The sequence below is a fragment of the Streptomyces chisholmiae genome (genome assembly GCF_031845445.1).
Lineage (GTDB): Bacteria > Actinomycetota > Actinomycetes > Streptomycetales > Streptomycetaceae > Streptomyces > Streptomyces chisholmiae.
Window position 1 is genome coordinate 49,421 of sequence record NZ_JAVREO010000022.1, and the last position, 13,961, is coordinate 63,381.

Annotated in this window: 15 protein-coding genes; 9 read left to right on the forward strand and 6 right to left on the reverse strand. The window is 72.7% G+C overall.

Annotation, left to right across the window (positions count from 1 at the left end; genetic code table 11):
* Window positions 1-265: 265 nt before the first annotated feature.
* Complete coding sequence (locus tag RM844_RS27535; protein WP_311670117.1) at window positions 266-1,027, forward strand: helix-turn-helix domain-containing protein; 762 nt, start codon at window positions 266-268, stop codon at window positions 1,025-1,027.
* A gap of 2 nt (window positions 1,028-1,029) precedes the next feature.
* On the forward strand, window positions 1,030-1,503 hold the full coding sequence (locus RM844_RS27540; RefSeq protein ID WP_311670118.1) for an NUDIX hydrolase: 474 nt from the start codon (window positions 1,030-1,032) through the stop codon (window positions 1,501-1,503).
* On the opposite strand, the gene RM844_RS27545 is transcribed toward RM844_RS27540, so the two are convergent.
* Together RM844_RS27545 and RM844_RS27550 are read right to left on the reverse strand one after the other, a co-directional pair.
* Complete coding sequence (locus RM844_RS27545; protein WP_311670119.1) at window positions 1,491-2,066, reverse strand: HD domain-containing protein; 576 nt, start codon at window positions 2,064-2,066, stop codon at window positions 1,491-1,493. The genes RM844_RS27540 and RM844_RS27545 overlap by 13 nt on opposite strands.
* Window positions 2,063-2,533 carry a GntR family transcriptional regulator gene (locus RM844_RS27550; protein WP_311670120.1) on the reverse strand — a complete coding sequence of 157 codons (471 nt, stop codon included), beginning with the start codon at window positions 2,531-2,533 and terminating at the stop codon, window positions 2,063-2,065. Before RM844_RS27550 ends, RM844_RS27545 begins: the two co-directional genes overlap by 4 nt.
* Before the next feature lie 1,111 nt (window positions 2,534-3,644).
* On the opposite strand from RM844_RS27550, the gene RM844_RS27560 reads away from it, so the two are divergent.
* From RM844_RS27560 to RM844_RS27575, 4 genes are all read left to right on the forward strand, one after another.
* Window positions 3,645-4,082, forward strand: a complete 438-nt coding sequence (locus tag RM844_RS27560) for a DUF5980 family protein (protein ID WP_311670121.1) — start codon at window positions 3,645-3,647, stop codon at window positions 4,080-4,082.
* Window positions 4,083-4,672: 590 nt separating this feature from the next.
* Window positions 4,673-5,122, forward strand: a complete 450-nt coding sequence (locus RM844_RS27565; protein ID WP_311670122.1) for an SRPBCC domain-containing protein — start codon at window positions 4,673-4,675, stop codon at window positions 5,120-5,122.
* Window positions 5,109-5,492: an ArsR/SmtB family transcription factor gene (locus tag RM844_RS27570; RefSeq protein ID WP_311670123.1), complete on the forward strand. Its 384-nt coding sequence runs from the start codon at window positions 5,109-5,111 to the stop codon at window positions 5,490-5,492. Before RM844_RS27565 ends, RM844_RS27570 begins: the two co-directional genes overlap by 14 nt.
* The gene (locus RM844_RS27575; RefSeq protein WP_311670124.1) at window positions 5,489-5,872 is read left to right on the forward strand and encodes a VOC family protein; all 384 of its coding nucleotides are present in this window, start codon (window positions 5,489-5,491) and stop codon (window positions 5,870-5,872) included. Before RM844_RS27570 ends, RM844_RS27575 begins: the two co-directional genes overlap by 4 nt.
* A gap of 226 nt (window positions 5,873-6,098) precedes the next feature.
* Here RM844_RS27575 and RM844_RS27580 read toward each other — a convergent pair whose 3' ends face one another.
* Window positions 6,099-7,007 carry an NADP-dependent oxidoreductase gene (locus RM844_RS27580; RefSeq protein WP_311670125.1) on the reverse strand — a complete coding sequence of 303 codons (909 nt, stop codon included), beginning with the start codon at window positions 7,005-7,007 and terminating at the stop codon, window positions 6,099-6,101.
* Between the two features lie 141 nt (window positions 7,008-7,148).
* On the opposite strand from RM844_RS27580, the gene RM844_RS27585 reads away from it, so the two are divergent.
* Window positions 7,149-7,610 carry a winged helix-turn-helix transcriptional regulator gene (locus RM844_RS27585; RefSeq protein ID WP_311670126.1) on the forward strand — a complete coding sequence of 154 codons (462 nt, stop codon included), beginning with the start codon at window positions 7,149-7,151 and terminating at the stop codon, window positions 7,608-7,610.
* Here RM844_RS27585 and RM844_RS27590 read toward each other — a convergent pair.
* A complete protein-coding gene (locus tag RM844_RS27590) occupies window positions 7,607-9,574 on the reverse strand; it encodes a protein-arginine deiminase family protein (protein WP_311670127.1) in 1,968 nt (655 codons plus the stop codon). The genes RM844_RS27585 and RM844_RS27590 overlap by 4 nt on opposite strands.
* Before the next feature lie 142 nt (window positions 9,575-9,716).
* Between RM844_RS27590 and RM844_RS27595 the strand changes: the two genes are divergently transcribed.
* Together RM844_RS27595 and RM844_RS27600 are read left to right on the forward strand one after the other, a co-directional pair.
* Entirely contained in the window at window positions 9,717-10,913 is a 1,197-nt protein-coding gene (locus RM844_RS27595) for a sensor histidine kinase (RefSeq protein ID WP_311670128.1), read from the forward strand.
* The gene (locus RM844_RS27600; RefSeq protein WP_311670129.1) at window positions 10,910-11,560 is read left to right on the forward strand and encodes a response regulator transcription factor; all 651 of its coding nucleotides are present in this window, start codon (window positions 10,910-10,912) and stop codon (window positions 11,558-11,560) included. The genes RM844_RS27595 and RM844_RS27600 overlap by 4 nt, the downstream gene beginning before the upstream one ends.
* Before the next feature lie 18 nt (window positions 11,561-11,578).
* Here RM844_RS27600 and RM844_RS27605 read toward each other — a convergent pair whose 3' ends face one another.
* A complete protein-coding gene (locus tag RM844_RS27605) occupies window positions 11,579-11,893 on the reverse strand; it encodes a MazG-like family protein (protein ID WP_311670130.1) in 315 nt (104 codons plus the stop codon).
* Window positions 11,894-12,242: 349 nt separating this feature from the next.
* Window positions 12,243-13,769, reverse strand: a complete 1,527-nt coding sequence (locus RM844_RS27610) for an alpha/beta hydrolase (RefSeq protein WP_311670131.1) — start codon at window positions 13,767-13,769, stop codon at window positions 12,243-12,245.
* Between the last annotated feature and the right edge of the window lie 192 nt (window positions 13,770-13,961).

Genomic DNA, 13,961 nt, shown 5'->3' on the forward strand with positions numbered 1-13,961 from the left:
CCTGTGGAGTTGTCAAAGAACGAGCGCTTCCTTTGAACCCGTTTCACGGGGCTCTCCGGGCGCCGCTCGAAGCGATGCATGTATTACATGCCTCGCGCCGTCGCCCTGTCAAGTACCCGACCGTCCACCCTGGTGTCCGGCCCGGAACTTCTTGGGACTCCCTCAGCATCGCCGCAGGTCAAGGGAGTTGGACACCACACACATGGACATCCCAGGGACGACTTCGTAGGCTCAGGAAGTCCCAAGACGTCCCACGGGGGTGGAGATGCCGAACGAGCAGTTACGCGCCGCGCTGCTGGCGAAGGGGTTCACCACCCGTGATCTGGCGGAGCGCATCGGCGTGGACCCGAAGACGGTCGAACGCTGGATCACCCAGGACAAGCGCCCCTACCGACGACACCAGTACGCGACCGCCACCATCCTGAAGGTGGACGCGTCGTTCCTCTGGTCCGACGACGTACGCACGGTGGCCAGCGCGGCCGACCTGGGCAAGGCGGAGATCGTCACCGTCTACCCGCACCGGCACATGGTGCCCAAGGGGCTCTGGCAAGAGATATACGGGCGGGCGGAACGACAGCTCGATGTCCTGGTCTACGCCGGTGGCTTCCTCGCCGAGGACCCCGTCTTTCACAGGTTGATCTCAGACAAGGCGAAGACGGCCCAGGTGCGCATCCTCATGGGTGACCCGGATTGCCCGGCGGTCCGACAACGGGGCACGGATGAGGGGCACATGATCATGGGCCCCAAGATTCGCAATGCGCTGGTGAACTACCGGCCGCTCATGGACAGCCACCCCGAGATCGAGTTCCGCCTACACGACGCGACGCTGTACAACTCCATCTATCGGGCCGACAACGAGATGCTGGTGAACACCCACGTCTATGGGATCGGAGCCTATCTGGCTCCGGTACTGCACCTCAGGAAACTCTCGGGCGCCTCCTTGTTCGACACCTACGCCGAGAGCATCGACCACACGTGGGCCAAAGCCCGCCCGGTGCGAGACTCCGACTTTCCGAAAGCTGAATAACCATGGGACGCATTGACTACCTGCACGACCCCGCCGCTCCCCCGGCCAACTCCGTGGTGCCATCCGTGGTCGCGGTGGTGCGGGACAATGACGGCCGGGTGCTGATGATCCGCCGCTCCGACAACGGCCGCTGGGCCCTCCCGGGCGGCGGTCACGACGTGGGCGAGTCCATCAGCGACACCGTGGTGCGGGAGGCCAAAGAAGAGACCGGCTACGACGTCGAGGTGGCGGGACTCTCCGGCATCTACACCGACCCGGGTCACGTCATGCAGTACGACGACGGGGAGGTGCGGCAGCAATTCTCCCTCTGCTTCCGGGCACGGCCGGTGGGTGGTGAACTGCGAACGAGCGCAGAAACGACTGAGGTCCGATGGGTTACCCCATCGGACCTCAGGGACTACGACATTCACCCGACCATGCGGCTACGCATTGAGCACGCTCTTGACGAGTCTCGCACCAGCCCCTATATCGGCTGAACGGCGCGCTTCTCATCGGAAAGACGGTTGAGCACCCGGGCTGTCGAGCACAGGATTTCTGGCTCAGCGCGACGGATGAAGCGTCCAATCAGGCTGTCGTCCCCATACCGCCCGCAGATCTCGTTGATGCGATCCACCGGATTAGTGGGAGTCCCATCCGGGGTGGTGCTCATGTCGCAGTAGCACAATGCGTCGTTCAACTCGGCTGACTCACGAGGGAATTCACCTTCCAACTCGCTCAGCAGACCGCGCGCGTCTGCCTCCATGCAAGCGCAGGAATGATGCGCGACGAGCCGCACCACCCGCTCGTCGGCCTTGACCCTGCGGAGGTACCGCGCTCCATCCAGCGGGTGTAGGCCCGTATCCACGAGGTCAGGGGCGTAGCCGATGTCGTGCAGAACAGCCGCGGCTTCCAGCAGTTCGGCGTTCTCTCCCAGGATCGGCGCCAGTGTCCGGGCCCGCTCGGCGACCCCAAGGCAGTGTGCCCACCGGCGCGGCAGGGGCTTAGCCAGCAGCGACTCAGCGAGCGGATACGCCCACTCGACCAGGCTTGGGCTGCTCATCCTCGGACCTCCGTCGTCTTCTCGGGCAGGGCCACCACAACGCGTGGCTTCCCCGGCGAACGGCGCAGCAGTCCGGCGCCTTCGAGCTTGTCCAGAGCCGAACGCACGGCTGTCCGGGATCTACCGAACCTCTGGCACAACTCGGCTTCACTGGGGAAGGCATCGCCGACACCGAGCTTGTCCGTTTCGAAGACGTCCAGCAGACGTTCGCGCAGCGGCCGGCTGTCCTCCCCATCCCGCACCACACGCCACCGTCCCCCCTGCTCTGAGGTCACCAGCCCCTCGCTGCTGAGCAGCTTGAGGGCCCTGGTGAGCAGCGTGCGGGACACGCCGTGGCGGGCCATGAGTTCGCTCACCGGAGGCAACTCGGTCATAGACTCCGAGCTGGTGATCTCCCTGCGGATCATGTCCGCGACCAGCATGTAGGTACCACGCGGATTAGACGTCGCTCGCTGCTCCTTCGCCACTGAGGGCTTCACTCCTTCATGGTCTTCTGGTGTGCAACCTGTACCTCACTGCGCAACCTGCACCTCACGGGTCAGGTTGCACTCCAGGGGTCAGGCTGAACTTCAGGGTACTGGTGCCCCCTCTCAGGGTGTCCCAACTGTCCCGCTGTCCCTTCGCTGCCCTGACCAGCAAGAACACCCGGGACACCCCAATCTGCGGGTGTCCCGGGTGTCTCGGTCATGGGCTGGAACATGCGGGGATGTTCCAGCCCTCTCCCGCCCCACCAGCACCGTCTGGGGGCTTTCTACGGGCCAGTCACGGGCCACGGGCCGGCGGGGAACCACCCCGGACGGAGAGACAGCAGGTCAGGGAAGGTTTCACGCTCCGCAGGTCAACGGCCTCCGGAGCCGTGTGCGCAGGTTCGAATCCTGCCGGGGGCACATCGCGCGGACATCGAGGAGTACTCCTCTGACCAGCGCGAGTGCCGTGACATCAGGGCCGGACTCAGTCTCACTGGGTCCGGCCCTGTCTCACTGTCTATCGGTGGTCACGCGTGAGTGGCGCGTGGGCTCACGCGCCCTCCTCCAGGCCCGGACTCCATCCCATGGCCTGCTCGATCTTCCGGTTGTTCACCTCCTCATGACCGTCGATACAGCCCTCGTACCGGCGGTGGATGACGTCGGGCGAGTTACCCGCCCACCGGGCCACCTCGGCGGGCGGGACCCGGCGTTGAGCCAGTTCGTGATGCAGGTGTGCCGGAGGTCGTACGGGCGCCTGGCGAGCGGGGTGAGGGCGCGAGCAGCTCGGGCAACGTGAGCCGACAAGCCGTCACCGCTGCCAACAACCCCGCCTGGCCGCCCAGTTCGGCAGGGGCGGGATGGGCCGCCCGGTACTCGTCCCCGGCTGAGGGGGTGACCGCCCAGGCCGCGGGACGACTGCCCGTCGTTTGGTCCGGGCTCCGGCCCGGCAGAAGTCAGCTGGCTGAATGACGAAGTTGGCCCCTTGAGATCATAACTATCCCCTTGTTGGGAATTGCCGGCTGCGTGAGACTCGTTGACGCCGCCCCGGCCGTCGGACACGGCCGTGAGCCGCTTTCGTACTGTCTCGTGCGCTCCCGACCAGGAGGTAGAGATGAAACCAAGACATCGCGGGACCGGATTACTCCTCGCCCTGCTCTCCGCTCTCACGCTCACGCTGCTCGGCACGGCACCCGCCTCGGCCTCGGCCTCCACCTGGACGCTGGAAGCCGAGGGACAGCGGATATGCGCCAACCCCACCTACGGATGGCACGGCGCCTACGTCTTCGCCCCGGTGTCCGGCAGCTGGTCGAACCCGATCCAGGTCGGGGTCAGCGACCTGCCGCCCGGCTCGTCCAGCGAGGGCGGCAGCACCATCCCGCCGGGCACGAACGAACGCGATCCGGTCGACGGCGGCCTGGTCGTCAACGGCTTTGTCGGACTCTCGATCGCCCCCGCCCCAGCCGGTGAGTACGTCGCCGAGATCTGGGCCACCGATGGCACGCGGACCCAGACCGACACGCTGCTGATCACCTTGCGGAACGGGTGCTGAGCCCCGGGGACCGACCACGGGTCACGGCACGCCCGGGCCGCAGCACGAGGAGAGGTTCCAGGACAGTGAGGTGAACTCGGCACGGCGGTGGCTGATCCGCTGAAGCGGCCGGGCGTGCTCCATGGCACGCCCGTGTTCCTCGGCGAGGAGACGCCGATCCCGGTGCCTGGGGGGACCTCACCGCGTGGCCGCATCGCGCGAGGACCTGGCCGGGGCGGCCATGCCCGCAACAGCCGAAGCTGACGGTCACCCCCAGGATGTCGTAGACGCCATCGCGGCGTCCTGGGGCGCCAGGGACTCGCGGCGCGAGCAGTCGGTGATCAAGGCTGCCGTGAAGACCTGGGGTTCCCCGGTTGAGTCGCGTCCGGCCCGGTGAGCGGGGCGACGGTCAGGCGTTTCCGGCTGGGCGTGCGGCCCGGCCCACCGGTTCCGTTGACCCGCGGCGCGGACACCGTGTCAGGGCGGGTGGATCGGCGCCGCCGTGCCGGGCGGGAGACGCCGGCAGGCGGGCTCACCGCGATTGCGGAGGGGGATCGCGACCTGTAGTTTGCCTTTAATGGCAACCCAAAGGTTGCGATCGGGAGGTGACCATGCGCGAGGTGACCATGCGGGCGGACACGATCGAGCGAGTGGTGGTGCTGCGGCACCCCGTCGAGCGGGTGTGGGCCGCGCTGACCACCGTCGAAGGACTGTCGGGATGGTTCGGCTCGGTGGCTGAGATTGATCTGCGCCCCGGAGGGCGGGCGTACTTCCGGTGGGACGACCTGGACGACGAGTCGACCGCCACGATCACCGTCGTCGACCCGCCCCACCGCTTCGCCTTCAGCTGGGCCATGGAGGGTCTGCCACCGGACAGCGCCCCCCGGACGCTGGTGGAGTTCGTCCTGGAGCCGGTGACCGAGGGCACCCGGCTGCGCCTGGTGGAGAGCGGGTTCGCTCAGGCCGCCCTCGACCTGGCTCGCTCCGCGCACCAGGCCAACAGCCAGGGCTGGGACGCCGAACTCGCCGACCTGGGGGCCTACCTCGATGCGGTCGCCTGACCCGGAACGACAGGCCGTCGCGGTGTTCGCGGCGCTGACCGATCCGACGCGGCGAGCGCTGCTGGACGACCTGGCTCGCTCCGGGCCGGCGACGGTGACGGAGTTGGCCCGGCGGCTGCCCGTCAGCCGGCAGGCGCTGGCCAAGCACCTCGGCCAGCTCTCCGAAGCGGGCTTGGTCAGCTCCGGCCCACCGACCGGCCGCCGGCACCCCTACCGGCTGGAACCGGCCGCCATCCGCGCCGCCCAGGTGTGGCTCGCCCTGCTCGCCAACCGGTGGGACGACCGACTGGCCGCGTTGGCAACCGCCCTGGACGCCACCGAAGCCAACGCCAACGCCAACGCCAACGCCAACAAGGGAGACGCTGGATGAACGAGCCGAGATTCACCGCCGGTCTGAACATCGCCATGAAGATTCCCAGGGCGCGGTACGACGCGACGGTGGCGTTCTACCGGGACACCCTGGGCTTCGAGGTCAACGCGGACGACGTCTCCTACGCCCCGACCGTCTCCAGGACCCACTCGGTGCGGTTCGGCCCCAACACCCTGTGGCTGGATTGCGTCGACAACTACAGCCAGCCCGACGTGTGGCTGCAACTCCACACCGACGATCTCGACGCCGCCACCGACCGGCTCGCCGGCGTCGGCATCCGGCCCTCCGACGAGGTCGAGCCCCTGGAGGACCTCCAGTCCAGAACCCACTGGATCAGGAACCCGGCCGGTGTCATTCACCTGCTCGCCGAGACCACCTGACACCCATCGGACGCGGCCGGGCTCAACGGGCGCCGTTCGGCACGGTCACCGGCGACGGCCGACACCGTACCCGCTGCCGCGCCCCCTCCGGCTCCCGCGCCGACGCTGACCAGCTCGTGGAAGGGCCGCAGGGGGCGCGGCTCCTGGACGGGGCCGGCGGCGCACGGCGCGGGCGGCGCGGCCCGCCCACCGCGGCACCCGGGGTCGCCCCGGCCGACTCGTCGGGTCAGGGCCGCAGGACGTAGCGGCCGCGGATGCCGCCCCCGGTGAGCGCGCGGTGTGCTTCGGCGGCCTGGTCGAGGGGCAGCACGGCGTGCACCCGGGTCGGTAGGTGGCCGTTCGCGGCCGCGGTGAGCAGCTCGGCGAGCCGGGCGGCGTCCGGGGCCGCCACCACCACCTGGACCCGGACGCCGCGCACCGCGGCGGGCAGCGTCCCCGGCTGCATGCCGACGAAGTCGCCGCCGTCACGGACCAGTTCGACGCCCCGCTCCTGGAGTACGGCGGCGTCGGCGACCGAGTCCCAGCCGGGCTCGGGCGCCGTGGTGAAGTCGGCGCCCAGGCCCCGCACGAACGCCTCGTCGGCGGCCCTGGCGAGCCCGGTGACCCGCCAGCCGTGGTCCCGGGCGAGCGGCAGGACGTTCCCGCCGACCGCGCCGGCGGCGCCGGTCACCAGCAGGCGGCGGCCTTCGCCGGGTCCCAGCAGGTCGACGAGCTGAGCCGCGGCCAGCCCGTTGACCGGGACGGTGGCCGCGGCGGTCAGGTCCAGCGTGTCCGGCACCGGGGCGATGTTGCCGGTGGGGACCACGAGTTGTTCGGCGTAGGCGCCGAAGTCCCGGTCGAAGCCGTCCACCAGCCCCGCGACCCGGCTGCCGACCGGCAGGTCGACGCCCGGGCCGACCGCGCCGACGGTGCCGGCGAAGTCCCAGCCGAGGCCCGTGTGCCGGTCCTGGTGGATCACTCCCATCCGGTGGAAGACGCCGGCGGCGACCGCCACGTCGACGGGGTTCACGCCGGCCGCGGCGACCTCGACCCGGACCTGTCCCGGGCCCGGCTCGACGGTCGGCACCTCGATGATCTCGATGGAGTCCGGGCCCCGCGGGCTGCGGACGACCGCGGTGCGGAAGGTGGTGCTCATGGTCTCCTCCAGTGGCGACTGTTGCTGTCCTCCACACTGGGGGGATGCGACTCGACCGGGAAGAAGGCACTTCGAGGTGCGTAGCGGGCCCCGTGGTGCGTGACCCGGCAACGGTGGAAGGGTGGTCGGACAGTGCCGACGATGACGGCGGCGGAACGGCGGGCGCGGGCGCGGCGGGAGTACGACGCGTTCCTGGCGGACTGCCCGAGCCACCAGTTGCTGTCCCGGATCTCCGACAAGTGGGTGGCGCTGGTGCTGGCCGCGCTCGGCGGCGACGGTCCGCGCCCCGGGGAGGACTGCGACGGGCCGCCGCGGGCGATGCGCTACTCCGAGCTGGCCGCCCGACTGGCCGGCGTCAGCCAGAAGATGCTCACCCAGACCCTGCGGGCGCTGGAGCGTGACGGCCTGCTCAGCCGCACGGTGACGCCGACCGTGCCGGTCACCGTGACCTACGAGCTGACCGGGCTGGGGCACTCGCTCCATGACCTGCTGCGCGGGGTGAAGGGCTGGGCGGAGGCGCACATGTCCGAGGTGTTGGAGCACCGGGAGCGGTACGACGCCCGCGGGGCCGGGGACGAGCCCGGTGCCCCCGCCCTGTCCTAGCCCTCCTCGCGCCACCAGGGCTCGACGGCGCTCAGGTCGCGGAACGCGTTGGTGACGCAGTGGAGTTCGCCGCCGACGGTGCCCACGCCGTGGCCGTACTCCCAGTCCTCCACCCAGGCGACCCGGTTGCCCACCCGGGCCAGTGACTCCTCGGTGGCGCGCTGGAAGACGTCCGCGCCCGAGGGGTCGAGCGGGGCGTGCGGGTCGGGTGCCAGGAAGACCTCGGCGCCCGGCTGGACGCCGTTGGCCACCGCCGGCAGGTGGTTGGCGACGATGTCCTGCCGCGGGTAGTCCGGGATCTCCAGGCGCTCGAAGAGTGCCGGCACCCGAACGATGTCCTCCTCGGTGAGGGTGAGTTCCTCGGTCAGCACAGCCAGCGCCGCGTCGACGCCGGCGGTCGCCAGCTCGGTGCCGGCCCGCAGTTGGGGGTGCTCCAGGGCGGCGGCCACGGTCAACCCGGGGTAGGGGGTCAGCTCCGGGTCCACGTCGCGGACCAGCGGCTGGTCGCCCCCGCCCGCCTCGGCCACCTCGGTGAGCAGCCGCCAGCCCCAGCCGGGGTCGGCGACCAGCGCGGCCCAGCCCCGCTCGTTGTCGACGGGCACGAAGGACAGGAACTCGTCGATGTGCCCCACCCCCAGCCAACTGGTGTCCACGGCCAGCGGGTCCTGCTCGCCCTGGGCCGCCAGCAGCCCGGTGAACGCCGGGTCGGGGGCGGCCAGTTCGCCGTCGGAGCCGTAGAGCACCCGGCCGGCCGGGAAGTCCGTCGTCTCGGTCCGGTAGGGCGGGGTGACCAGGAAGTTGCCGGTGGAGCTGAAGGAGCCCCAGAGCATGCTGTGTGCGTCGTCCCCCACCCGGTCGGCGGTGAACTCCTGGATCACGGCGGTGTCCGCGCCGCGGAACAGGGTGAACGCCGGCCGGCCGCCGTCCCGCAGCGGGAAGTCGGCACTGCTGCCCTCCGGCATCACGTCGGCCGATCGGAGGAGGACGCTCAGCCGGCGGGGCTCCCCGTCGGGGCCCGGCGCGACGGCGTAGCCGGTGATGAACTGGTCGCGCAGCCAGTGGTCGCCGCCGGTCGGGTACGCGAGGAGCCGGTCGTCCAGCCCGGCCTCGGCCAGGCCGGCGGCGAGGTCGGCGCGGAACTCCGCCTCGCCGGGCAGCCGCGACTCGACCGGCGCCTGGGGGTCGTAGTCCGCACGTTCGACCTGTTCGGGCGTGGTGCCGTTGTCCGAGACCAGCATCCGTTCCACCGGCAGCAGGTCGTGGGTGAGCAGCAGCGGCGCCACCTTCAGGCGCACCCGGTCCCGGTGGGTCTCGCCCCGGTCGGTGACGGTCAGCGTGACGTCCACGAACCCGTCCCAGCGCTCCGGGTCGCGGACGAAGTCGCGCACCTCCAGGGCGAACTCCGCACCTTCGACGAGCTGTTCGCCGGTCAGCTCGCCGTCGTCCGGCAACGGGGTGTGGGTGGGTTCGCCGTCGGGGCCGGTGCCGCGCAGGAACAGTCCGGCGTGCTCGGTGGACGCCTCGTCCAGGGTGAGGGTGGCGCGGGCGGTCGGGCTCGTGTCGGCGCCGACCAGCAGCAGCGGCGCCAGGTCGGCGGCGTCCTCGGCGCCGGCCACCGCGTCGTCCGCCCCGTCGTGGCAGGCGGCCAGGCGGTCGTCGGTCAGGCGCTCGCCGTCCGGGTCCAGCGTCGGGCACCGTCCGGCGTCGTCGTCGAGGTTGGGCAGCACGATGGCGCCCCGGCCGTCGTGCCACTCGCCCTTGCCGGCCTCGTCCCGCTCGGTGGGCCGGCCGTCGCGGTCGGTGTCCGCCAGCAGGCGGGGGCGGTCTGGGGGATCCGAGGAGCCGTGGGCGCTCACGCCGACGGCCAGCCCGGTGCCCAGCAGGGCGGCGGTCAGCAGACCGCCGGTGGCCCGGCGGCGGGCGGGCGAGAACAGGAGGGGAGACGGAAGCGGTTTCTTCGGCATGCGACCAGCCTGTTCCGGGCGGGGCGGCGGCACGTCGGCGCTTCGGCGGAGGCGCCCACCCGGCCGGCGCGGGCGGCTCCCCCGTTCGGGGGAGGCGGGGGCGCGGGCGGGGTGGGCGGAACGTCGTGCCTAGGCTGGGCGGATGAGTTGGGGAGCGCGGGTCGGCCCGGTCCTCGCCTGCGGGTTGGTGGCGTGGGCCGGGCATGACGTGCCCGCCGTGGGGTGGTTGATCACGTGGCCGGCGGTGTGGGCGGCCGGCGCGGCGGTGCTGTGGCCGGCCCTGGCCGGCCGGCGGCCGGCGGGGGTCCCGGCCGGGCGGCTGGCCGTCGCGGCGGCGGTCGCCCTGTCGGTGGGTTCGACTCTCGGCTACGGCGGGGCGTCGCCGAACCGGGCCGGCGTGTGGTGGCTGGTCGAGACGGCCGGGCTGCTGGCCCTGTTGACGCTGACCGTCCGGGCCGAACCGGCCCGCTGGGCGGTGCCGGCGGCGGGCGGGCTACTGCTGGCCGTCGGCGCGCTGCCCGCCCGGCTCGGGCTGCGGATGGACCCGCCGTCGTCCGCCGGCGAGTTGCTGGGGCTGAGTGCCGGCTGGGCGCTGGCCGGGCTGGCCGCGGCGGCGGGCGGCGCGGCGCTACGGCGGCTGGACCGGCGCCGGGAGCGGGCGGTGACGGAGGCCCGGCGAGCCCAGCGGCTGGCGCTCGCGCGGCATCTCCACGACTTCGTCGCCCACGAGGTGAGCGGCATGTTGGTGCGGGCGCAGGCCGGCGGCGTGGTGGGCGAGCGCGATCCGCGGGCGGCGCTGGCCGCGCTGCGCGAGGTGGAGGAGGCCGGGCAGCGGGCCCTCGCCTCGCTGGACCACGCGGTGCTGCTGCTCGGCGCGGCGGACGCCGAAGCGCCGGCCGCCGCCCCGCCGTTCGAGGCGGGGCTGGCCGAGTTGGCCGGGCTGGTGGCGCGGTTCCGCACGGCCGACGACGCCGAGGTGGTGCTGGAGCAGGACCCGGCGACCCGGGACCCTGGCCTGTCGGCGGCCGTCTCGGGCGCCGCCTACCGGGTGGTGCTGGAGGCGCTGACCAACGTCCGGCGGCACGCCGGGACGGTCGGGCGAGTGCGGGTGGTGGCCCGGCGGCTGGGCGCCGCGTTGGTGATCAGCGTGACGGACGACGGGGTGCCCGACGAGGGGGCGGCCGGGCGCGCCGCCGGCCTGCCTCGGGCGGCCGGCGGCACCGGGCTGGCCGAACTGGCGCGGCAGGTCGGCGCGCTGGGCGGCACGTTGACGTCGGGGGCCCGCGCCCCGAGGGGCTGGCGGGTGACGGCGAGGTTCGTGACAGCATGGCCGACGTGACCACCCGCATCGTCATCGCGGACGACCAGGCGGCGATCCGACACGGCTTCCGGCTGGTTCTCGACGCGCAACCCGACCTGTGTGTGGTCGGGGAGGCAGCCGACGGCGTCGCCGCGTTGGAGACCGCCCGACTGCTCCGCCCCGACGTGCTGTTGGTCGATGTCCGGATGCCCCGGCTGGACGGCCTGGAGGTGGTCCGCCGGCTGGCCGGCGACGGCCCAGGCGCCGTCCCGGAGACCCGGGTCGTCGTGGTGACGACCTTCGACCTCGACGAGTACGTCTACCCGGCGCTGCGCGACGGGGCGGCCGGCTACCTGCTGAAGCGGTCCGGGCCTGCCCTGCTGGTCGAGGCGGTCCGGGCGGCGGTGTCGGGCGAGGCGCTGGTCTCGCCGTCGATCACGGTCCGCCTGCTGCGGGGCCTGACCGCCGCCCCCGCGCCCGCCTCGGCGCCGGCCGCGCTGACCGAACGGGAGGCGGAGGTGGCCGGGTTGGTGGCCCAGGGCCTCACCAACGCGGAGATCGCCGCCGAGTTGCGGATCTCCCCCGGCACGGTGAAGACCCATGTGGCCAGCGCCCAGCGGAAGGTCGGCGCGCGGAACCGGGTCGGCGTCGCCGCCTGGGCCTGGCGCACGGGTCTGACCCACTGACCGGCGCCGCCGCCGGCCTCACCCGAGGGAGCGGTCGGCGACCCGGTCGAGGTGGTGGGCGAAGGCGGCCCGCGGGTCGGGGGCGATGGTGGCCAGGGCCACCATGCCGGTGAGGATGACGTCGCAGAGTTCCCGCTCGACGTCGGCCCAGGTGTGGCTGGCGCCCTTGCGGGGGTTGGCGCCCAGCACGCCGTGCACGGCCTCGGCCACCTCGCCGGCTTCTTCCTGGAGTTTCAGGACCCGCAGCACGCGGGTGAGTTCGGGGGCGTTGGTGTCGTGGGCGTCGAGCCAGTCGACGAGGCGGCTGATCGTGGCCCAGGTCGCCGAGTCCATGTGTCGCCGATCGTGGTGGTGGGTGGACTGTCGGTAGCGCGTGGCGCGTCAGCGCAGCCTATCCGGGGTGGGGCCGTCGTCGGGCTGGTCGGGTGGGTGGGGTCGCCGGTGCGGGACTCCGGGTGGGTGGTGCGGGTGCGCTGGCGGCGGTCGACCGACGCCGGACGGCGACGGCGACGCCGGCCAGCAGCGGCGCGCCCAGCGCGGTCCCCCTCCGCGTCTCACGGGGTGCGGCGTCCCGCGTGGGTCCACCGGTGGGCGTCGGCCGGGGTGGCCGGCGCCCACCGGTGGGTGCGGCGCCGGTCGCTGATCGCAACGGCCCCACGGGGCAGGCGTGTTGAGGATGCCGCTAGCCCAGGGGCAGGGGCAGGCGTCGGGCCTCGGGCCGGGGCTCGTCGCCCGGCTCGGGCTGGGGCTCGGCCGCGCAGGCCAGGTCGTCCGCCGGGCGCCGGCCGGTGGTCAGGTAGGTGGTCACCGCCTCGTTGGCGCAGGTGTTGGTGCCGAAGAGGTAGACGCCGTGGCCGCCCTGGTCGGCGGTGACCAGGGTGGCGCGGTCGCCGAGGGCCCGCCGCAGGTCCAGGGCGCCGACCAGCGGGGTGCCGGGGTCGCGTTCGTTCTGCACCAGCAACAGGTTGGCGGGGCCGTCGTCGCCGATCCGGACCGGCGGCTCGATGCCCTCGGTCGGCCAGTAGGCGCACGGGCCGATGCTGGCCGTCGAGCCGCCCAGCATGGGGTACCGCTCCCGGTCGACGGCGGTGTTCCGCTGGTAGGCGGCGACGGTGGTGGGCCAGCGGCTGTCGGCGCAGGTGAAGAAGAGGCGGGCGGCCATCATGTTCTCCCGGCCGGCGGGGAGTTCACCGGGCAGCGGCCGGCCGGCGTCGAGGTCCCGCCAGTACTCGGCGAGCAGGGGCATGGTCGCGTCGGCGTAGAGGAGTTCGAAGGTGAGGCCCCGGAAGTGGGTGCCGTGCACGCCGTCGACCGGGTCCGCGTCCAGCCGGTCGGCCAGCTCGTAGAACGTGGCGGTGACCTGCTCGGGTGTCTCGCCCAGGCCGTACTCGGGGTGGGCGGCGGCGTACGCGGCGAAGTCCGGGAAGCGGTCCTGCAGGCCGCGGGCGAACAGCCGCATGGCGTCGACGTCGTAGCCGTCGGCGCCGAGGGCGCTGTCGAGGACCATCCGGTCGCCGCGCTCGGGGAACAGGGTGGCGTAGGTGGCGCCGAGTTGGGTGCCGTAGGAGTAGCCGAGGTAGGAGATCCGCGGCTCGCCGAGCGCCGCCCGGACCCGGTCCAGGTCGCGGGCGGTGTTGGCGGTGGTGGTGTGCGGCAGCAGCCAGTCGGTGGCGGAGTCGGCGCACTGGGCCGCGAGTTCACGCGCGTGGGGCGCCTCGGCGGCGACGTCGGCCTCGGTGTGCGCGTAGGGGGCGAAGGCGCCGCGCCGCTGCTGGTCCTCGGTCATCTCGCAGGTGACGGGGGTGCTGTGGCCGACGCCGCGCGGGTCCATGCCGATCAGGTCGTAGCCGTCGAGGATCTCCTGGGGCAGCCCGGAGTCGGCGAGCACGGCGGGGAAGTCGAGGCCCGGGCCGCCGGGGCCGCCGGGGTTGGTCACCAGCACGCCACGGCGCCGGTCCGGGTGTTCGCTGGCCAGCCGGGAGATCACGATCTCTATCCGGCGGCCGTCCGGGTCGCGGTAGTCCAGCGGGACGTCGAGCGTGCCGCACTCCAGGCGGGCGTCGTCGACGCCCTCGGGGCAGGGGCCCCAGCGCACGGAGTCGGGGGTGGTCGCCGCGGCCGTGCCGGGCGCCAGGGTGGCCGCGAGGGCGGTGGTGGCGAGGGCGAGGGCGAGGGTTCCGCGGGTCAGTCGTCCGGGTGTCGTGGTCATGTCCCCATCCCATCGGCGGTCCCGCCGGTCCGGCAGGGCGTGCTGTCACGTCCTGGCGTGACGTTCGTCAGCGGTTGGGTGTGACAGATCGGCTGGGGCGACGGTCGGCCATGGCGGGGTGGCGTATCGGGCGCGGCGGAATGGCACTTCGGTAGGACACGGCGTCAGGAACCGGACACACCCTCCCGGTTG

Excerpts from the sequence above, each read along its gene's own strand:
- RM844_RS27575 (WP_311670124.1), top strand. The coding sequence starts at position 5,489 with ATGAACGAGCCGAGATTCACCGCCGGTCTGAACATCGCCATGAAGATT.
- RM844_RS27605 (WP_311670130.1), bottom strand. The coding sequence starts at position 11,893 with ATGGACTCGGCGACCTGGGCCACGATCAGCCGCCTCGTCGACTGGCTC.
- RM844_RS27545 (WP_311670119.1), bottom strand. The coding sequence starts at position 2,066 with ATGAGCAGCCCAAGCCTGGTCGAGTGGGCGTATCCGCTCGCTGAGTCG.
- RM844_RS27585 (WP_311670126.1), top strand. The coding sequence starts at position 7,149 with ATGACGGCGGCGGAACGGCGGGCGCGGGCGCGGCGGGAGTACGACGCG.
- RM844_RS27535 (WP_311670117.1), top strand. The coding sequence starts at position 266 with ATGCCGAACGAGCAGTTACGCGCCGCGCTGCTGGCGAAGGGGTTCACC.
- RM844_RS27560 (WP_311670121.1), top strand. The coding sequence starts at position 3,645 with ATGAAACCAAGACATCGCGGGACCGGATTACTCCTCGCCCTGCTCTCC.
- RM844_RS27565 (WP_311670122.1), top strand. The coding sequence starts at position 4,673 with ATGCGCGAGGTGACCATGCGGGCGGACACGATCGAGCGAGTGGTGGTG.
- RM844_RS27580 (WP_311670125.1), bottom strand. The coding sequence starts at position 7,007 with ATGAGCACCACCTTCCGCACCGCGGTCGTCCGCAGCCCGCGGGGCCCG.
- RM844_RS27590 (WP_311670127.1), bottom strand. The coding sequence starts at position 9,574 with ATGCCGAAGAAACCGCTTCCGTCTCCCCTCCTGTTCTCGCCCGCCCGC.
- RM844_RS27595 (WP_311670128.1), top strand. The coding sequence starts at position 9,717 with ATGAGTTGGGGAGCGCGGGTCGGCCCGGTCCTCGCCTGCGGGTTGGTG.
- RM844_RS27570 (WP_311670123.1), top strand. The coding sequence starts at position 5,109 with ATGCGGTCGCCTGACCCGGAACGACAGGCCGTCGCGGTGTTCGCGGCG.
- RM844_RS27610 (WP_311670131.1), bottom strand. The coding sequence starts at position 13,769 with ATGACCACGACACCCGGACGACTGACCCGCGGAACCCTCGCCCTCGCC.
- RM844_RS27540 (WP_311670118.1), top strand. The coding sequence starts at position 1,030 with ATGGGACGCATTGACTACCTGCACGACCCCGCCGCTCCCCCGGCCAAC.